This window comes from Nocardioides sp. LML1-1-1.1 (genome assembly GCF_040676175.1).
In the GTDB taxonomy this organism is placed as follows: Bacteria; Actinomycetota; Actinomycetes; order Propionibacteriales; family Nocardioidaceae; genus Nocardioides.
This window is the reverse complement of sequence record NZ_JBEGHK010000002.1, coordinates 170,097-188,928: the sequence shown is the minus strand read 5'-3', so window position 1 is coordinate 188,928 and position 18,832 is coordinate 170,097. Positions and strand designations below refer to the sequence as shown.

Below are 18,832 nucleotides of genomic sequence, written 5' to 3'. Positions count from 1 at the left end.
CCCGGCGCCGAGCCCCGTCCAGCGGGTGGGACGTGGCGCGGGAGGCTTGGGCGGGCCGGGGACCATGGGAGGGCGGGGAACACCCGGGCGTCCGGCAGCGTTCTCGCCGAGACCATCCCCGCGCCGCACCGAAGACTGAGGAGCAGATCCCGTGAGCTTTCCCGCGCTGGTCGAGCCGGCCGACGAGCTGACCATCGACGAGGTACGCCGCTACAGCCGGCACCTGATCATCCCGGACGTCGCGATGGACGGCCAGAAGCGGCTGAAGAACGCCAAGGTGCTGGTCATCGGCGCCGGCGGCCTCGGCAGCCCCGCGCTGCTCTACCTGGCCGCGGCCGGCGTCGGCACGCTCGGCATCGCCGAGTTCGACGAGGTGGACGAGTCCAACCTCCAGCGCCAGGTCATCCACGGCATGTCGGACCTGGGCAAGCCGAAGGGCCTGTCCGCCAAGGAGTCGATCCTCGAGATCAACCCGCTGGTCGACGTCGTGCTGCACGAGGAGCGCCTCGACAACGACAACGTCTTCGACGTGTTCAAGGGCTACGACCTGATCGTCGACGGCACCGACAACTTCGCGACCCGCTACATGGTCAACGACGCGGCGTACTTCCTCGGCATCCCCTACGTCTGGGGCTCGATCTACCGCTTCGACGGCCAGGCCTCGGTCTTCGCGCCCACCATGGCCGACGACGCGCCCTGCTACCGCTGCCTCTACCCCGAGCCGCCGCCGCCGGGCATGGTCCCCTCGTGCGCCGAGGGCGGTGTGCTCGGTGTGCTGTGCGCCTCGATCGGCTCGATCCAGGTCAACGAGGCCATCAAGCTGCTGATCGGCGCCGGCGAGCCGGCCATCGGCAAGCTGGTCATCTACGACGCCCTGGAGCTGGAGTGGCGCAAGCTGAAGGTCCGCAAGGACCCCAACTGCGCGCTGTGCGGCGAGAACCCCACCGTCACCGGCCTGATCGACTACGAGACCTTCTGCGGCGCGATCTCCGAGGAGGCCGCTGACGCCGCCGTCGACGCGACCATCTCGGTCACCCAGCTCGCCTCCCTGCTCAAGGAGCGCGAGGAGGGCAGCCGTGACTTCGTCCTCGTCGACGTCCGTGAGCCCGCCGAGGCCGAGATCAACCACATCCCCGGCGCGGTGCTCATCCCCAAGGGTGAGTTCCTCAACGGCAACGCGCTGTCGCAGCTCCCGCCCGTCGACTCCGGCAAGCAGCTCGTCCTGCACTGCAAGAGCGGTGTCCGGTCGGCCGAGTGCCTGGCGATCGTCAAGGGCGCCGGCTACGACGACGCGGTGCACGTCGGTGGCGGCGTGGTGGCCTGGGTCAACCAGATCGACCCGAGCCAGCCGTCGTACTGAGTCCTCGCACACGGGACAGGGCCCCGCGATCCGGGAGAGTGGATCGCGGGGCCCTGCTGTTCCCCGGCGTCAGGGGTTGCGGACGTCGACGGTGATCGAGCCGTCGGCGTTCTCCGCGGTGACGGTGGCCTTCACCCCGGCACCGGCGACCTTGACCGAGTTGGTCGGGTTGGTCGCGGTCCAGTAGGCCTCCGGGTCGGTGTCGTCGAAGGACGCGACGCCCGGCGACGAGGGCGCGCACGCCGCCAGGGTGTCGTAGCCGCTGGCCGTGGCGACCTGCTTGTGCAGGCAGACCGGGTCCGTCGCGGACAGCCCGAAGGTGGCGTCGAAGGGCTCACGCCGGTTGCTCGGGCTGGTGCCGTCGGGGTAGGTCAGCGAGTCCGGCCGCACGTCCACCGGCAGGGCGTAGCCGACGCCCGGGTGGGTGGTCGTGTTGTTGTCGGCGTAGGCGAGGTCGACCAGCCAGACGAGCATGCCGTTCTGGTAGGGGAAGCGCTCGGCCCACTTGGGCCGGGTGATGGCCTCGGAGTACTGGTAGGGGCCCTGCTGGAGGGTGGTGTCGTAGCCGACGTACTGCCGGTTCTCCAGGAGGTAGTAGCGCGGGGTCACCTTCGTCTCGGTGCCGGTCGAGCGGCTGAAGCCGTAGGTCTTCCAGCCGGTCCGCGCGCTCTCGGCGCCGTCCTTGAACGGCTTGCCCCTGCCCTTGATCACCACGTTGTCGACGAAGGCGCCGGCGCCGTTGGTGCCGCCGTCGGAGCGGTAGCGGATCCGGAACTGCGAGGCCTTGCCGCCCGGCTTGTAGGTCCAGGTGTGGTGCGCCCAGTCGGACTTCCCGTCGAAGCTGGCGAGCTCGATCCACTCGGTGCCGTCGAGGGAGTACTCGGCGTAGACGTGGTCGTAGTCCACCTCGGTGTCGTACCAGAGGTCGGCGTCGACACGGACCGACGGGCTCTTCGGCACCGCGCGCGTCAGCGTGGCACGCCGGTTGTTGCTCGAGCCGCTGTACCAGGCGTGCTTGCCCTTCTTGGGCTTGGTGTACGTCGTGACCGTGGTCTTGTCCGGGAGGTCGACCTTGACCGCCTGGTCCTGGCCGGAGACGGTGTTCTGCGAGGGGTTGAGGCGATAGCTGCCCTGCTGACCGGCCTTCACCTCGGAGTAGTCGAGCCAGCCGAGGAAGAGCTTCTCCTCCGGGCCCATCAGGCTCGGCGTGGTGCCGTTCTCGTGGCCGTGGCTCAACCACGAGCCCGCCGACATCAGCGTCCAGAAGCCGGTGCTGTTCTCGCCGGTGTTGGTGGTGTCGTAGAAGTCGGGCAGGCCGAGGTCGTGGCCGAACTCGTGGGTGAAGACCCCGAGGCCGCCGTTCTCCGGCTCCACGGTGTAGTCGCCGATGAAGTACTTCGACTGGCCGATCCGGGCGCCGCCGGACAGGTTGCGGGTGCTGCCGACCGCGGGTCCGACCTTGCCGTCGAGGTCGCCGTTGACGTACCAGCGGTGCGACCAGATCGCGTCCTCGCCGAAGCCGCCGTCCTCGCCGCCGCCGGCGTGCACCGCCTGGAAGTGGTCGAGGTAGCCGTCGGGCTCGTTGAAGTCGCCGTCGCTGTCGAAGTCGTAGCGGTCCCACACGTCGAACTGCGCCAGGTAGGCGTCGATCTGGGCGGGCGTCTTCCCGGCCGCGACCTGCGCGTCGTACCAGGCGTTGCCGGTGTCGGCGATGAACTTCCAGGCGCCGCCCTTGTTCTCGACCGTGTTGTCGCCGTACGTCGAGGCGTTGCCGGGCACGGTGACCCAGTCCTCGGTGGTGATGCTGAGGTCGTAGCGGCCGCTCGACAGCTTCTTGTAGTAGTTGCGGAAGGACTCGCCGTCGCCGTTGAACATCTGGTCGTAGTGGGCCACGTCGAAGTCAGGCACCCAGTACGTCGAGTTGTCCTTCGCCGGGTCCGGCTGCGGGATCTGGTTGGGCTGCGGACCGGGGTCGGTGCCGAGCTCCGGCGTGCCCTGGGTGCCGAAGCCGGCGAGCATGGTGAGGATCCGCTCGCTCTTCTCGACCGGGAACTCGACGTAGTCACCGGCGCCGAGCTTGACGGTCGCACCGCCGTCGGCGCGCTGGACCGCCTTCGCGCTGCCCGCGTCGATCAGCGCACGGGCCTTGCGCTTCTTCGCGCGCTCCTCCGCGGTGCGGGGGCCGGGCCGGTCGTCGCGCTGCGGCTTGACGGTGGTGGGGTGGCTGGTGCCGTCGACCGAGGGGTTGGCCTCCGCCGGGTGCAGCATGCTCCCGCCGAGCGCGAGGGTGGCGCCGAGCGCGAGACCGCATGCCAGTTTCTTCACGTGGGTCCTCCGAGTCAGGTCCGGGGCACCGGACGATCTCGGCACCGTGGGGTACCCCACCGGAGATCTGGTGGCGTGACAAGGGCGCTGCACAAAGATGTGGCACGAGGTCTGCACAAAGATGAGGCAAGCCCGTCGTCCCACCAGCACCGCACGTAACCGTGGCCCGTGCTCGTCGTTGGTCCAGGCAACTCCACAGGCGTTGTTTGCACCGAGGGAGCACCTGAGAGCCCCGTCCCGCCGGACGGGGCTCTCGGCGTCCGCGGCGCTCGGGTGCGCGGTGTTCAATGGCCCCGTGGACGAGGGGTACGTCGAGACGGTGCTCGACCTGGTCGAGCGGATCCCGCCCGGGCGGGTGACGACCTACGGCGCGCTCGCGGCGGTGGCCGGCGGCGGGCCCCGACAGGTCGGCTCGGTGATGGCCCGCTACGGGGGGCCGGTGCCGTGGTGGCGCGTCGTGCGCGCCGACGGGACGCTCCCGCCGAGCCACGACGACCGGGCGCGGGAGACGTACCTCGCCGAGGGCACCCCGCTCCGGGGGAGCGGGGGCCTCGACATGACGCGGGCCTTCTGGGATCCCGCGACGGGGGACTGAGCGCGGCTCAGCCCGGGTGGATCAGCCCAGGGCCGCGACCGCGGCGTCGTAGTCGGGCTCGGTGCCGATCTGCGGGACCAGCTCGTTGTAGAGGACGGTGCCGTCGGTGTCGACCACGACGACCGCGCGGGCCAGCAGGCCCTCGAACTTGCCGTCGGTGAGCTTCACGCCGTAGTCCTCGCCGAAGGAGGTGCGGAAGCCCGAGGCGGTGGTGACGTTCTCGATGCCCTCGGCGCCGCAGAAGCGGGCCTGCGCGAACGGCAGGTCCTGCGAGACGTTGATGACGGTGGTGTTGTCGAGGCCGGCCGCGAGCTCGTTGAACTTGCGGACGCTGGCCGCGCAGACGCCGGTGTCGACGCTGGGGAAGATGTTGAGCACGGCGCGCTGGCCCTGCGGCAGCGAGACGGCGGCGAAGTCGGAGCCGACCAGGTCGAAGGCCGGGGCGGGGGCGCCGACGGCCGGGAGCTCGCCGACGGTGTGGACGGGGGTGTCCCCGAGTGCAGTGGTAGCCATGTCCAGATGTCTAGCAGGTCCGTCCCCGCCCCGGTGCCGCGGTCCGCTCAGCGGAGCCGGCCGAGGAGGCCGACCGCGCGTCGTACCTCGACCAGGCGACGCTCCCAGGTGATCCCGACCGCGGTCAGCAGCAGGCCGGCCAGGCCGATCCACACCCACTTGGGGAAGTCGCCGGCGTAGGGACCGAGCTCGCGCAGCACCACGATCGCACCGACGCTCGCGCCGACCAGGAGCGGCGCGCTCCAGCGGGCGGCGGCACCGGCGACGGTGAGCACCAGGCAGGCTGCGCCCAGCACCAGCGCCCGCAGCGAGACCGGGTCGCCGAGCACCCACAGCAGCGAGGGCACCGTCCCGAGCAGCAGGCCGGGCAGCAGGGCCTCGGCCGTGCCGACCCGGGGCGAGCGCTGCATCCGCCACCCGCCGACGGCGAGCAGGGAGGCCGCGAGCGGCAGCGTGTAGGCCTCCGGCGCGTGCACCCCGAGGTCGGCCAGGCGCACCCAGCTGGCGAGCAGGAGCAGGGCCGAGCCGGCCCAGGCGACCGGACGGCGCGACGCGTGCACCAGTGCGGTCGCGGAGGCCAGGCAGCCGGCGACGGTCAGCCACAGCGCGGCCAGTCCGGCCGGGTCGGTGGTGGCGGCGTACGACGGGCTGAGGACGAGCAGCGCCGTCAGCACGGCCGGCACCTCCACCTCCACCTCGGGGAGCGCGATCGCGAGGACGCCCACCGCCACCAGCACCGGTACGGCGAACCACGCCGCCCCGCCCCCGGCCAGGTGCACGACCGCGATCACCGTGGCCGCGAGCAGGGGCGCGGCGGCGAGCCGTCCGGCGGCCCGGGCGAGCGCCGTGCGGCCGATCAGCGCGAGCCCGAGGGCGAGCACCGTGCCGGCGGCCGCGACCAGCCCGGTCAGCGCCGCGCTCGGCAGCGCGGCCACGGTGGCCGCGGCGGCGAGCACGAGGGCCACCACCGCGAGGGCGCTGGTGCGGGCGGCCGCGGCGCCGATCGCGGCGAGCACGACGACGGTCACGGGCAGCGCCAGCGGGACGTCGTACGACGCCAGGGTGGCGGCCAGGCCCAGGGCGGTCGTGACGCCGGCGGCCTGCAGCCACGCCCGGCGCGGGCCGGTGGCGAGCAGCGAGACGAGGGCGAGCGGGAGGAGCAGCGAGGGGACCAGCAGGAGCGGCTCGGTCACCGGGTCGGGGCCGCCGATCCGGGTGCTCAGGGGATGGGCGAAGGCGTGGGTGTCGCTGCCCCAGCGGCCGGCCGCGACCGTGAGGGTGACGAGCGCCAGAGCGGCGAGCACCGTGCCGCCGAGGACGGAGGGCGCGACCGCCACGACCCGCACGGTGCGGGGGAGCAGGGCCAGCGCGCCCACCCAGACGGCGCTGACGAGGAGGGCGACGAGGTTGACCGTCGTGGTGTCGGAGTCGACGCAGGGCAGGGTGAGCACCAGGGTGACCACCATCGCCGCGCCGCTCGCGCCGGCCAGGGCGAGCGCGCGGTGCCGCAGCACGGCGCCGGGGGCGAGCAGGACGGCGGCGGTGACGAGCAGCGACCAGCCGGAGCCCTCGGCCCAGAGCTGGTGCAGGCCGGGGGAGACGAGCGCGTCCGTGGTGGCGGCGACGGCGACGCCGACGGCGGCGAGGGCGCCCGCGGCCGCGGTCGACCACTGCAGCGGGACCAGGCCCGTCGTACGGCCGAGCAGGACCAGGCCGATCGCGGCGGCGGTGACGACGTGCGCGACGACGAGAGGGTGGCCGGTGAGCGGGGCGAGGCCGGACCAGGCGACGACGAGGGCGATGCCGGCGATCACCTGCGGCGCGACCAGGCGGGGCTGGTCGCCGAGCCGGGCGAGGGCGAGGAGCACCGAGGCCACCAGCACGGTGAGCCCGGTCGCCAGGGTGGTCGTGTCGCCGGACCCGCCCAGCCATCCGGCGGCCCCGGCGCCGACGACGTCGAGCGCGAGCAGCCCGAGGGTCACGACGACGAGCGACTCACCGGCGATCCGCAGCCCGCTGCGGTGCAGCAGGAGCGCGCCGGAGCCCGCCGCGAGGGTGAGCCCGCCGAGCACCGCCGTCCGCCCGCCGACGCCGAGCGCCGACCAGGAGACGGCGAGGAAGACGACCGCCGCGACGAGCAGGCAGAAGGCGCCGAGGCCGAGCAGGATCTTCGGGACCGAGGAGGAGGTGACACCGGTGCGCGCAGGAGCGGGCGTGGGCGCCGGCGCGGGGTACGGCGGCAGCGCCGCCCGGGTGTCCGGCGGCGGCGTGCCCGGCGGGACCAGCGGCCCGCCGAGGCTGCTCGCGCGAGCGGCGACGGGTGCGGGCGCCGGGACGTCGTGGAAGGCGTCGCTGGCCCGGCGCAGCGCGCCGACGAGCTCGTCGGCGCGGCGCAGCGTGCGGAACAGGTCGACGGCCACCGGGTGCCGGACCAGCAGGTCGCAGGCGGGGCAGACCGGGGCGCCCGTGGGGAGCGCGGAGCGGCAGTCGGGGCAGAGCGTCGGGTCGGCGTAGCGCATGCACCCATTCCGTCAGGTGACGGCGCCGGCGGGGATCGTGCGCGGACTCAGCAGTGCTGAGTGCCGGTACTCAGTCCCGGGTGGTGGAAAAAGGTGAAGGGCCCTCGTGAGTATGAGTCACAAGGGCCCTTCGGGTGACCGGTACTGGTGACGCTCCCGGTCCACCCGCCTGCTGCTCGGATCCCGCGAGCCTCGTCACCCGGCTCGCGCGGCCGGCGTCCCCGTGAGGGGCCGCCTCGACCTCGCCCCGAAGGGCTCCGTCATGGCCGTGCGGATCCTCGCCTTCCGGCGGATCCCGCTCTCCCGGAGGAGTGCGTGGGAGAAGTTCTACGCCCGTCGCCGCAGCGTTGGCAAGCGTTTTCCCCTGGTTTTTCGGGGGTTTTTCTTCCTCCACCGATCATCGGCGTGTCGTCCACAGACACGCCGTCTTGCCTCCACAGAAAGCCGGGCTTCCTCCCCAGCTCCGTCCACCACCTGTGGAGGAAGCACCCGGCAGACTGGCCCCATGGACCGACCGCCGCTCGCCGAGCGCCACGACCTGCTCCCGCACCCCGAGGGTGGCTGGTACCGCCAGACCTGGGCCGCGCCCACCACCGTCACGCTGCCCGACGGGCGGGTCCGCCCGACCGCGACGCTCATCTACTTCCTGCTGCCGGCCGGGGAGTCCTCGGCCTGGCACCGGGTCCGCTCCGACGAGCTGTGGCTGGCCCACAGCGGGACGGTCACGGTGGAGCTCGGGGGCGACGGCGCGCGGCCGGGCGTCGTACGACGGGTGGAGGTGGGGCCCGGCGAGCCGCAGGCCCTGGTGCCGGCGGGGGTCTGGCAGCGGACCGTGCCGTCCGACGCCGACGCGCTGGTGAGCTGCCTGGTCTCCCCGGGCTTCGACTTCGCCGACTTCGAGCTCGCCTGAGGCGCCTCCCACCGGACGCCCCCGGGATTCCGTCGGACCCTGGTGGTTGAGTGGCGTCCGTGGAGAAGGGGAGCAGCACGCCGGCGCGGTACGTCCTCCGGGCGGGACCGCCACCGGGGCCTGTGCCGGAGCTCGACGAGCAGCAGCGCCGCGTCGTCGCGCACCCGGGCGGTCCGCTGCTCGTGCTCGCCGGTCCCGGCACGGGCAAGACGACCACGCTCGTGGAGGCCGTCGTCGACCGCATCGAGCGACGCGGCGCCCGGCCCGACGAGGTGCTCGCGCTCACCTTCTCGCGCAAGGCCGCCGACCAGCTCCGCGACCGGGTCAGCGCACGGCTGGGCCGCACGACCGGCCAGCAGCTCAGTGCGACCTTCCACTCCTTCGCCTACGCGTTGGTCCGGCGCTACGCACCGGCCGAGCTCTACGAGGCTCCGTTGCGCCTGCTGTCGGCGCCCGAGCAGGACGTGGTGCTGCGCGAGCTGCTCGCCGACCACCCCGAGTCGGTGACCTGGCCCGACCGCTTCCGCCAGGCCACGGCCACCCGCGGCTTCGCGCGCGAGGTGCACGCGGTGCTCGGCCGGGCCCGGGAGAAGGGGCTCGACGGCGAGGAGCTGCGCCGGCTGGGCGAGGCCGAGGGCATCGAGGAGTACGTCGCGGCTGGGCTCTTCCTGGAGCAGTACCTCGACTCCCTCGACAGCCTCGGTGCCACCGACTACGCCGACCTGATCCGGCGTGCCGTGATCGAGGCGGAGGCCAACCGCGCCGAGCTGCGCGCGCAGTTCCGGCACGTGTTCGTCGACGAGTACCAGGACACCGACCCCGGGCAGGTCGCGCTGCTGCGCGCGCTGGCCGGTGACGGCCGCGACCTGGTCGCGGTGGGCGACCCGCACCAGTCGATCTACGGTTTCCGGGGCGCGGAGGTGCGCGGGATCTTGGAGTTCCCGACCCAGTTCCCGCAGGCCGACGGCCGGCCGGCTGAGGTCGTCGCGCTGCGCACGATCCGCCGGTTCGGGCCCGGCATCCTCGCGCCCGCCCAGCGGGTGGCGGGCCGGATCGGCCTGCCCGGCACGATCCCCGAGGCCGCGCGCGCGATCTTCCTCGCGCCCGAGGCGGCGCCCGGCCCGCACGGCCGCGGCCAGGTGCAGGTGCGCACCTTCGACACCGAGCGGGCCGAGTCCGAGCACCTCGCCGACCTGCTCCGCCGGGCGCACCTGGAGGACGGCATCGGGTGGGACGAGATGGCGGTGCTGGTCCGCTCGGGCCGGGCCAGCATCGGCCCGCTGCGCCGCGCGCTGGGGGCGGCCGGCGTCCCGGTCGAGGTGGCGCGCGACGAGGTGCCGCTGGTCCGCGACCCCGCGGTGCTGCCGCTGCTCGACGCGTTGCGTGCGGTCGTCAACGCCGGCAACGACGACCCCGAGGACGTCGAGCACGTCGACGCCGGACGGGCCGAGGCGCTGCTCACCGGGCCCCTGGGCGGTCTCGACGCGGGCGACGTACGACGCCTGGCGCGGGTGCTGCGCCAGCGCGAGAAGGACGCGGTGCAGGCCGCGGGCGGCACGCCGCGCAGCTCGCGCGCGCTGGTGCGTCTCGCCGTCCTCGACGGCTCCTTCCTCGACGGGCTGGAGGGGCCGGACGTCGACCGGGCGCGGGCCCTGGCCCAGCTGCTGGCACGGGCCCGCACCGGCCTGGAGTCCGGGGCCGGCGCCGAGGAGCTGCTCTGGGAGCTGTGGTCCGGCACCACCTGGCCCCAGCGTCTGCGCCGCTCGGTGGAGTCCGGGGGCGGGGCCGCCCGGCGCGCGCACCGCGACCTGGACTCGATCTGCGCCCTCTTCGACATCGCCGCGCGAGCCGGCGAGCGCCGCGAGCACCTCGGCGTGCAGCCCTTCCTCGAGGAGCTCGTGCAGCAGGAGATCCCCGCCGACACCCTGGCGGAGCGGGGTGCCCGGGGCGCGGCGGTCCGCCTGCTCACCGCCCACCGCAGCAAGGGCCTCGAGTGGCGCCTGGCGGTGGTCGCGCACGTGCAGGCGGAGGGCTGGCCCGACCTGCGCCGCCGTTCGACCCTGCTCCAGGCCGACCGGATCGGCACCGACGGGGTGCTGCCTCCGATCTCCACCCGCGAGCTGCTCATGGAGGAGCGCCGGCTCTTCTACGTCGCGTGCACGCGGGCGCGCGAGCGGCTCGTCGTCACCGCGGTCCGCTCCAGCGAGGACGAGGGGGAGCAGCCCTCCCGGTTCCTGGAGGAGCTCGGCAGCACGGTCGAGCACGTCGTCGGCCGCCCTCCGCGACCGCTCTCGCTCGACGGCCTGGTGGCCGAGCTGCGTCGTACTGTCGCGGACCCGGAGGCCGACTCCGGCCTGCGCGACGCCGCCGCCCGCCGCCTGGCGCGGCTGTCGGGGGAGCGCCTCGGGCGTCGCGCGCTGGTGCCGGCCGCCGACCCCGGCACCTGGTGGGGCACCCGCGCGATCAGCAGGTCCGAGCAGCCCGTGCGTGAGGCCGACCGGCCGGTGCCGATCTCGGCGAGCATGCTGGAGGCGCTGGCGGTCTGCCCGACGCAGTGGTTCCTCACCCGGGAGGCCGGCGGCGCCGGCCGTGCCCACCAGTCGGCCAACCTCGGAGAGCTGGTGCACGCCCTGGCCGAGCGGGTGGCCGCCGGTGACGCGCCGCCCGACCCCGACGCCCTGATGACCTACGTCGACGAGGTCTGGGACCGTCTCGACTTCCGCACGCCCTGGTCCAAGCAGCGTGAGCACGACCGGGTCCGCGCGGCGCTGGAGCGCTTCGTCGACTGGCACGAGGCCAACCCGCGCGAGCTGGTCGGTCGCGAGGAGCGCTTCTCGACGGTCGTCGAGGTGGACGGCGAGCGGGTCCAGCTGACCGGCTATGCCGACCGGGTCGAGCTCGACGCCGACGGCCGGGTCGTCGTGGTCGACCTCAAGACCGGACGCGGCAAGCCGAGCGACACCTCGGTGCGCACCCACGTCCAGCTCGCGCTCTACCAGTACGCCGTCGACCACGGCGCCCTCGACGTCGACCCCGCCCTGCCGCGGCACCGGGCCGGTGGCGCGGAGCTGGTCCAGCTCGGGCTGACCGGCGGGGGGCCGGACGCGACCGTCCAGCCCCAGCCGGTGCAGGACGAGGACGGCCCGGAGCGCGCCGAGCTGCGCGCCCGGCTGGCGCACGCCGCCTCGCTGATCCGTGAGGAGCGCTTCCCGGCGGTGGCCGGACAGCAGTGCCGCACCTGCACCTTCGTCTCGCTCTGCCCGGCGCGCAGTGCCGGATCGGTGGTGGCCCAGTGACGCAGGGTCCCGTGCTCCGCATCGACACCCCGGCCGACCTCCAGCGCGCGATGCAGGCCGACTTCCCGCCGAGCGAGGAGCAGTGGGCGGCGATCAGCGCGCCGCTGGAGCCGGCGGTCGTGATCGCCGGCGCCGGCTCCGGCAAGACGACGCTGATGGCGGCGCGGGTGGTCTACCTGGTGCTGACCGGCCAGGTGCGCCCCGAGGAGGTGCTCGGGCTGACGTTCACGACCAAGGCGGCCGCCGAGCTGCGCCAGCGGATCCGCACCGCCCTGCGCGACGCCGGCGCGCTCGACCTCGACGCGACCGGCGCCGACGGCGAGGAGGTGCTGGAGCCGACCGTCGCGACCTACAACGCCTACGCCGCCGGGCTGCTCACCGACCACGGCCTGCGGATCGGGCACGAGCCCGACACCCGGGTGGTCACCGACGCCGCCCGCTACCAGCTCGGTGCCCGCGCCGTCGACCGCTTCACCGGCGACATCGAGCACCTCACCGACCACCCCGAAACGGCGATCCAGAACCTGCTGGCCCTCGACTCCGCGATGAGCGAGCACCTCGTCGCCCCGCAGCGCGTGCTCGCCCACGACGCCGAGGCCCGCCGCGGCTTCGAGCGGGCCCGCGCCGAGGAGCTCGCCGACAAGGCCCGCAAGACCTACGTCGAGGCCGTCGACAAGGCGATCTCCGCGATCGACCGGAGAGCGGAGCTGCTGCAGCTCGTGGCGGCGTACCGGCGGCTCAAGCGCGACCTCGGGCTGATGGACTTCTCCGACCAGATCGAGCTCGGTGCCCGGCTCGCGGCCGAGCGCCCGGAGGTCGGCGAGGCCGAGCGCGGACGGTTCAAGGTGGTCCTCCTCGACGAGTACCAGGACACCTCCGTCGCCCAGGCGATCATGCTGTCGCGGCTGTTCTCCGGGCCGGATCCCGCGCACGGCCTCGGCCACGCGGTGACGGCCGTGGGCGATCCCAACCAGGCGATCTACGGCTGGCGCGGGGCCTCGGTGGCCAACATCCTCAACTTCGCCGACACCTTCCCGACATCGGCGGGCTCTCCGCGGTCGCACCCGCTGACGATCAACCGGCGCTCCGACCGGCGGATCCTGGAGGTGGCGAGCCACCTCGCCGAGCCGCTCTACGACGCGTTGGAGTCCCGCGGTGCCGGGGTCGCCCGGCTGCGGGCGCCCGAGGGCGCCGCCGACGGCGTGGTCGAGGCGCAGGTGTTCGAGACCCAGCGCGAGGAGCTGGCGTGGCTGGCCGACGCGGTCCGCGCGACCCACGGCGGGGAGCCCGGCGACTGGGCCCGGATGGGGGTGCTGACCCGGGACAACGCGCATGCCGAGCTGGTCTTCGACGCGCTGACGCAGGCCGGAGTGCCGGTCGAGATCGTGGGTCTCTCGGGCCTGCTCCGGCTGCCCGAGATCGCCGAGGTGGTGGCCGTGCTGCGGCTGCTCCACGACGTCACCGACAACGCCGCGCTGCTCACCCTGCTGGCCGGCCCGCGGTGGGGGATCGGGGCGCGGGACCTGCGCCTGCTCGGACAGCGGGCCGGTGAGCTGGCCGGGCGGCGCGGACGGGCCGAGGAGACGGTGTCGGTCAGCGAGCAGCTGGTCGCGATCGCCGACGGCATCGACCCGGCCGAGATCGCCTGCCTCGACGACGCACTGGCCGACCCGGGGGAGGGGGCCTACTCCGCCGAGGCGCTGGAGCGCTTCGGTCTGCTCCGCGACGAGCTGCGCCTCCTGCGGGCGGCCGTCGGTGAGCCGCTGCTCGACCTGGTCCGCCGCATCGTCGACGTCACCGGCGTGGACGTCGAGCTCGCGTCCGCGATCAGCCCGGCCGCCGGTGCCCGCCGCGACAACCTCGACCTGTTCGTCAAGGCCGTCGCCGACTTCCAGGCCGTCGACGGCGACGTGACCCTGCCGGCGCTGCTGGCCTACCTCACCGCCGAGGACGACCAGGGCAACGGCCTCGACATCGCCACCCCCACCGAGGCCGACTCGGTCAAGCTGCTGACGGTCCACCGCTCCAAGGGGCTGGAGTGGGACACCGTGTTCTGCGTCGGCGTGTGCGAGTCGCGCTTCCCGTCGGCCCAGGGGCGCACGCTGTGGGTCTCCTCGCCGGCGGTCCTGCCGGCCCCGCTGCGCGGCGACGCGGCCGACCTGCCGCAGCTCGCGGGCTTCGACAAGGCCGCGCTCGACGACTACCGCGCCCGCGCCAAGGCGCACGAGGCCGACGAGGAGCTCCGCCTTGGCTACGTCGCCTTCACCCGCGCCGCCCACCGGCTCGCGGTGACCTCCTTCCAGTGGGGGCCGCGCAAGACGCCGTACGGGCCCTCGTCGTACCAGGAGGTGGTGCGGGAGCGCCTCGAGGCCTGGGGCACTCCGCCGGAGCCCTGGCTGCTGCGCCCGGGCAAGGGCGCGGACAACCCGTACGCCGCCGAGGACCCCGCCCGGCCCTGGCCCGTGGAGGGCTACGGCGAGGAGGCGCGCCTGCGTCGCGAGGCGGCCGCGCGGGTGCTCGCCGCCGATCCCGAGGGGCCCGACCCGGACCTCGACATCGTCACTGCCGCCCGGGTCGCGGAGTGGGACGCCGAGATCGACCAGCTGCTCACCGAGGCCCGCCTCGCCGGGGCCCAGGGCACCACCGAGGTGAGTGTGGCGCTGCCCGCCTCGCTGTCCGCGACCGCGCTCGGCCGGCTGCGCGACGACCCCGAGGCCTTCGCCCGCGAGCTGGCCCGGCCAATGCCTCGCCCACCGGCCCCGGCCGCCCGCTTCGGCACCCGCTTCCACGCCTGGGTCGAGACCAGGTTCGGGCAGCAGGGACTCTTCGAGCCCGACGAGCTCGAAGGACGCGGTGACGCCGGCATCGAGGACGACGGCGACCTCAAGGAGCTCGTCGCCCGGTTCGAGGACGGCCCGTTCGGATCGCGGGTCCCGCTCGCGGTCGAGGCCCCGTTCGCGCTGGTGCTGAGCACGGCCGGCGGCGGGCGGCAGGTGGTGCGCGGCCGGATCGACGCCGTCTACGCCGAGCCCGACGGGGGCTTCCTCGTCGTCGACTGGAAGACCAGCACCCGCCAGGACGCCGACCCCCTCCAGCTCGCGCTCTACCGGCTGGCCTGGTCCGAGCTGCGCGGCATCCCGCTCGACCAGGTCCGGGCCGGTTTCCACTACGTGCGCAGCGGCCGGCTCGTCCTGCCCGATGACCTGCCCGATCGCACCGGGATCGAGGCGCTGCTGGGCTGAGACCACCGCTCGGTGCGGACGGGCACCCTGTCGGACGACGTGCGCACGCCGGTCCTAGAGTCGGGACGTGACCTTCCCGCACCTGTCCCTGGTTGCCGATCCGCACGACCGCCAGGGCCTGCTCCGTACTGACGACGCCTGGTTGCAGGAGCGCTGGGAGGACCCGGCCAGCCGCGTGCTGGTGATCGCGGGGACCCGGGTGCGCCCGGGCGACGGCGGCCTGGAGTGGCTGCCGAGCGCGGACGTGCCGGACGGGCTACGGGTGCTGCTCGGCGACCGGGACGGTACGACGTGGTGGGCGGTCATCGTGCCCGGTGAGGTCGCGAAGGCCGAGCCGGACCGCTGGCTCCCGCTGCGGGGCCTGCTGCCGCACCTCGGCGGCGACGCGGTCCGCCAGGCGCCGCTGGTCTTTCACGCCATGGGCTTGGCGGAGTGGCACTGGGCGACCCGTCACTGCCCGCGCTGCGGGGGCACGCTCGTCGCGCGCGCGGCGGGCCACGAGCTGGTCTGCACCCAGTGCGGCAAGCCGCAGTTCCCGCGCTCGGACCCGGCCGTCATCATGCTGATCGCGGCAGGGGAGCCGGGCAGCCCGGACGAGCGCTGCCTGCTCGGGCGTGGGGCGAGCTGGCCGGAGGGCCGGTTCAGCACGCTCGCGGGCTTCTGCGAGCCGGGGGAGACCCTGGAGGACGCGGTGCGGCGCGAGGTGCTGGAGGAGACCGGCGTGGTCGTCGGTGAGGTGACCTACTTCGGCAACCAGCCGTGGCCCCTGCCCGCCAGCCTGATGATCGGCTTCCACGGCCGCGCGGTCGGCGAGGAGATCCGTCTCGAGGACGCCGACGTCGAGGAGGCGGAGTGGTTCACCCGCGAGCAGATGCGCAGCCGCGCCGAGGAGGGCTCCCTGGTCCTGCCGGGCGGGGTCTCGATCAGCCGTTCGCTCATCGAGGACTGGTACGGCGGGACGCTGCCCGGCAGCTGGTGACCCTCGACCCCCGCCGAGGGTCACCAGGCCCGATGGACCGGCGACCTGCGCTCAGGAGTCGGAGTAGCCGACGACCCACGCACTGCACGGGTCGGGGCCGTTCGGGCGGACGTCGCAGACGCGGTACCTGACCCTGGTCCCCTTCACGAACGCGTGGTCGTAGTTCCTGCAGGTGTCGCTGGTGTTGGTGTGGCTGCCCGAGAGCGACAGGGTCTCCCACTCCACCCGGGCGCCGTTCGTCGCGCTGCCGTCGCAGAGCCGGAAGGTGTCGGTCGCCCCGTAGTACTTCGCTGACGAGGGACCGGTCGAGATCAACGGGCCGTCCGACGCGGACGCCGGGCCGGCGGTGGTGCCGATGACAGCGACAGCTGTCGCGATCGATGCGAGGGCGATACGAGAACCCGATTTCATGGTTCGCACTCCTGTGGGTAGGTGATGTCACACACCAATTGACGCCATGTGATCCATGGTGTCAATGCCCGCGACCGGCTTGCCCCACAGTGCGCCGCGCGGCGCTCAGGGGCGGCGCGCCTGCGCGGCGCTCAGGCGCCGAGCTGCTCCAGCTCGTCGAGCTTCGCCTTGACCTGCGCGACGCTGGGGTTCGTCTGCGCGGTGCCGTCGGTGTAGACCAGCGTCGGCACGGTCTGGTTGCCGTTGTTGGCGGACTCCACGATGGCGGCGGTCTCCGGCTGCTGCTCGATGTCGACGATGTCGTAGGCGATGCCCTCGCGGTCGAGCTGGCTCTTGAGCCGCTTGCAGTAGCCGCACCACGGGGTGGTGTACATGACGAACTGGGCGTCGGACATCGATCGACCTCTCTGCCGGGAACCGCGCGGACCCGCGCGACCTTCTCCACCCCAACCTAGCCAGCCGGCCCCGCATTCCCCCGCGGGGATTGCGTCGGACCCCCGGTCTAGGGTCGGGGACGCCGGACCGATCCACCCGATCCCACCCACCGAGGAGCCGCACCCCCCGATGTCCGCGACGACCGACCCCATCGAGCGGCTGCTGTCCGCGCTCGACCCCGAGCAGCGGCAGGTGGCCGAGACCCTGCGCGGCCCGGTGCGGGTGCTGGCGGGGGCCGGGACGGGCAAGACCCGGGCGATCACCCACCGGATCGCGCACGGCGTGCTGGCGGGGGTCTACGCGCCGACGGAGGTGCTGGCGGTCACCTTCACCACCCGGGCGGCCGGCGAGCTGCGCCAGCGGTTGCGCCAGCTGGGGGCGCCGGGCGTGCAGGCGCGGACCTTCCACAGCGCGGCACTGCGTCAGCTGCGCTACTTCTGGCCGCACGTGCACGGCACCGAGCTCCCCGAGCTGGTCGAGTCCAAGATCGGCATGCTGGCGGCGGCGTGCCGCACCATCGGCGTCCGCACCGACCAGGCCCTGTTGCGCGACCTCGCCTCCGAGATCGAGTGGTCCAAGGTGAGCAACATCGGCGCCGACGACTACGCCCGGCTCGCGCCGGCCAAGGGCCGTGCGGTGGCGGACCAGACGCCGGAGACGGTCGGTCGGGTGTTCGCGGCCTACGAGGACGTCAAGCGCGACCAGGGTCGGATGGACATGGAGGACGTGCTCCTGCTGACCGCGGGCGTGCTGGCCTCCGACGAGCGGGTGGCCGCGCAGGTGCGCCGGCAGTACAAGTGGTTCGTCGTCGACGAGTTCCAGGACGTCTCGCCGCTCCAGTCGGCGTTGCTCGACCTGTGGCTGGGCGGGCGCGACGAGCTGTGCGTGGTGGGCGACCCGGCGCAGACGATCTACTCCTTCGCCGGTGCCGACGCGGGCTACCTGCGCGACTTCCCCCAGCGCTATCCGGGTACGACGTCCATCGAGCTCGTCCGCAACTACCGCTCCACCCCGCAGGTCGTCGCCGCGGCCAACCAGCTCCTGGCCGGCACGTCCAGCGCGGGCGTCGAGCTGCGCTCGCAGCAGGCGGCGGGCTCCGCGGTGCGCTACGTCGGTGAGCCCGACGAGGTGGCCGAGGCGCGCAGCGTCGCCGACCGGGCGGCGCGGCTGCACCGCGCGGGCACGGCTTACGGCGAGATGGCGGTGCTCTTCCGCATCAACGCCCAGTCGGAGACCTTCGAGGACGCGCTGACCGACCGCGGCATCCCCTACGTCGTGCGCGGCGCGGCGCGCTTCTTCGAGCGCCGCGAGGTGCGCGAGGCGGTGACCCGGCTGCGTGGCGCGGCCCGCTCGGGCGAGGCCGAGGGCCTGCCCTGGGTCGGGGTGGTGCGCGACGTGCTGGGCGGCATGGGCTGGACGCCCGAGCCACCGACCGCGCGCGGGCAGGCGCGCGATCGCTGGGAGTCCTTCCAGGCGCTGGTCGACCAGGCCGAGGACTTCGCGACCGAGCGCGGCGTCGAGGCGTCGGTGGCGGCCTTCGTCGAGGACCTCGACCGGCGGGCGACCGAGCAGCACGCCCCGACGGCCGACGGGGTCACCCTGGCGACCTTCCACGCGGCCAAGGGCCTGGAGTGGGACGCGGTGTTCTGCTGCGGGGTCCAGGACGGCACGGTGCCGATCACCTACGCCAGCCAGGAGGGCGCGCCACCGGGGGCCGTCGAGGAGGAGCGCCGCCTGCTCTACGTCGGCATGACCCGTGCCCGCCAGGAGCTGATGGTCTCCTGGGCGGCGGCCCGCAACCCGGGCCAGGCCCCACGCCGGCAGCCCTCGCGCTTCCTCGTGCCGCTGCTGCCCGAGTCGCAGCAGCCGCAGGCGACCCGCGGCCGGTCCAAGGTCGCGCGCTGCCGGGACTGCCTGCAGCCGCTCGGCACCGCGGCGGAGAAGAAGCGCGGCCGCTGCTCCCACCACCCGGTGCGCTACGACGAGGAGCTCTTCGACCGGCTCAAGGCGTGGCGGCTGGAGACCGCGCGGGAGGCGGGGGAGGACGGCAAGCCGCTGCCGGCGTACGTCGTGTTCACCGACGCGACGTTGGAGCTGATCGCCGAGCACAAGCCGGCCTCGATCCGGGCCCTGGCGAAGGTCAACGGAGTGGGCCCGAACAAGATCGAGAAGTACGGCGAGGCGGTGCTCGCTCTCGTATCTGAAAAACTCTGAGAAAACCCCGATAAATGATTTGCACGCCCTGAT

12 protein-coding genes are annotated in these 18,832 nt (G+C 73.8%); 7 read left to right on the top strand and 5 right to left on the bottom strand.

Annotated features, from left to right (window positions below):
• Nucleotides 1–151 precede the first annotated feature (151 nt).
• Nucleotides 152–1,360 (top strand): adenylyltransferase/sulfurtransferase MoeZ, encoded by a 1,209-nt coding sequence (gene moeZ, locus MRBLML1_RS07510; RefSeq protein ID WP_364513716.1) that lies wholly within the window; start codon nucleotides 152–154, stop codon nucleotides 1,358–1,360.
• A 69-nt stretch (nucleotides 1,361–1,429) separates the two neighbouring features.
• Here moeZ and MRBLML1_RS07505 read toward each other — a convergent pair whose 3' ends face one another.
• Nucleotides 1,430–3,685, bottom strand: a complete 2,256-nt coding sequence (locus tag MRBLML1_RS07505) for an immune inhibitor A domain-containing protein (protein ID WP_364513713.1) — start codon at nucleotides 3,683–3,685, stop codon at nucleotides 1,430–1,432.
• Nucleotides 3,686–3,980: 295 nt separating this feature from the next.
• Between MRBLML1_RS07505 and MRBLML1_RS07500 the strand changes: the two genes are divergently transcribed.
• Nucleotides 3,981–4,280 (top strand): MGMT family protein, encoded by a 300-nt coding sequence (locus MRBLML1_RS07500; protein ID WP_364513710.1) that lies wholly within the window; start codon nucleotides 3,981–3,983, stop codon nucleotides 4,278–4,280.
• A 21-nt stretch (nucleotides 4,281–4,301) separates the two neighbouring features.
• On the opposite strand, the gene tpx is transcribed toward MRBLML1_RS07500, so the two are convergent.
• Both tpx and MRBLML1_RS07490 read right to left on the bottom strand, forming a co-directional pair.
• Nucleotides 4,302–4,793 carry a thiol peroxidase gene (gene tpx / locus MRBLML1_RS07495; RefSeq protein ID WP_364513707.1) on the bottom strand — a complete coding sequence of 164 codons (492 nt, stop codon included), beginning with the start codon at nucleotides 4,791–4,793 and terminating at the stop codon, nucleotides 4,302–4,304.
• A gap of 47 nt (nucleotides 4,794–4,840) precedes the next feature.
• Complete coding sequence (locus MRBLML1_RS07490; protein ID WP_364513705.1) at nucleotides 4,841–7,312, bottom strand: SCO7613 C-terminal domain-containing membrane protein; 2,472 nt, start codon at nucleotides 7,310–7,312, stop codon at nucleotides 4,841–4,843.
• Between the two features lie 505 nt (nucleotides 7,313–7,817).
• On the opposite strand from MRBLML1_RS07490, the gene MRBLML1_RS07485 reads away from it, so the two are divergent.
• The 4 genes from MRBLML1_RS07485 (at nucleotide 7,818) to nudC (ending at nucleotide 15,739) form a co-directional block, all read left to right on the top strand.
• Nucleotides 7,818–8,222, top strand: coding sequence for a cupin domain-containing protein (locus MRBLML1_RS07485; protein WP_364513702.1), 405 nt, complete (start codon nucleotides 7,818–7,820; stop codon nucleotides 8,220–8,222).
• A gap of 59 nt (nucleotides 8,223–8,281) precedes the next feature.
• Nucleotides 8,282–11,518 (top strand): ATP-dependent helicase, encoded by a 3,237-nt coding sequence (locus tag MRBLML1_RS07480; RefSeq protein ID WP_364513699.1) that lies wholly within the window; start codon nucleotides 8,282–8,284, stop codon nucleotides 11,516–11,518.
• Between the two features lie 11 nt (nucleotides 11,519–11,529).
• Nucleotides 11,530–14,760 (top strand): ATP-dependent DNA helicase, encoded by a 3,231-nt coding sequence (locus MRBLML1_RS07475; protein WP_364513696.1) that lies wholly within the window; start codon nucleotides 11,530–11,532, stop codon nucleotides 14,758–14,760.
• A 67-nt stretch (nucleotides 14,761–14,827) separates the two neighbouring features.
• Nucleotides 14,828–15,739 (top strand): NAD(+) diphosphatase, encoded by a 912-nt coding sequence (gene nudC, locus MRBLML1_RS07470; protein WP_364513692.1) that lies wholly within the window; start codon nucleotides 14,828–14,830, stop codon nucleotides 15,737–15,739.
• A 51-nt stretch (nucleotides 15,740–15,790) separates the two neighbouring features.
• Here the strand turns inward: nudC and MRBLML1_RS07465 are convergent, their stop codons facing one another.
• Together MRBLML1_RS07465 and MRBLML1_RS07460 are read right to left on the bottom strand one after the other, a co-directional pair.
• Nucleotides 15,791–16,150 carry a hypothetical protein gene (locus tag MRBLML1_RS07465; RefSeq protein ID WP_364513689.1) on the bottom strand — a complete coding sequence of 120 codons (360 nt, stop codon included), beginning with the start codon at nucleotides 16,148–16,150 and terminating at the stop codon, nucleotides 15,791–15,793.
• Nucleotides 16,151–16,281: 131 nt separating this feature from the next.
• Nucleotides 16,282–16,545, bottom strand: a complete 264-nt coding sequence (locus tag MRBLML1_RS07460; RefSeq protein WP_364513686.1) for a mycoredoxin — start codon at nucleotides 16,543–16,545, stop codon at nucleotides 16,282–16,284.
• Between the two features lie 169 nt (nucleotides 16,546–16,714).
• On the opposite strand from MRBLML1_RS07460, the gene MRBLML1_RS07455 reads away from it, so the two are divergent.
• Nucleotides 16,715–18,799, top strand: a complete 2,085-nt coding sequence (locus MRBLML1_RS07455) for an ATP-dependent DNA helicase UvrD2 (RefSeq protein ID WP_364513683.1) — start codon at nucleotides 16,715–16,717, stop codon at nucleotides 18,797–18,799.
• Nucleotides 18,800–18,832 lie beyond the last annotated feature (33 nt).

What these genes read in the sequence shown, in the direction of transcription:
- MRBLML1_RS07490 (WP_364513705.1), bottom strand. Translation starts at nt 7,312, where the DNA reads ATGCGCTACGCCGACCCGACGCTCTGCCCCGACTGCCGCTCCGCGCTC.
- MRBLML1_RS07485 (WP_364513702.1), top strand. Translation starts at nt 7,818, where the DNA reads ATGGACCGACCGCCGCTCGCCGAGCGCCACGACCTGCTCCCGCACCCC.
- MRBLML1_RS07460 (WP_364513686.1), bottom strand. Translation starts at nt 16,545, where the DNA reads ATGTCCGACGCCCAGTTCGTCATGTACACCACCCCGTGGTGCGGCTAC.
- MRBLML1_RS07465 (WP_364513689.1), bottom strand. Translation starts at nt 16,150, where the DNA reads ATGAAATCGGGTTCTCGTATCGCCCTCGCATCGATCGCGACAGCTGTC.
- MRBLML1_RS07455 (WP_364513683.1), top strand. Translation starts at nt 16,715, where the DNA reads ATGTCCGCGACGACCGACCCCATCGAGCGGCTGCTGTCCGCGCTCGAC.
- tpx (WP_364513707.1), bottom strand. Translation starts at nt 4,793, where the DNA reads ATGGCTACCACTGCACTCGGGGACACCCCCGTCCACACCGTCGGCGAG.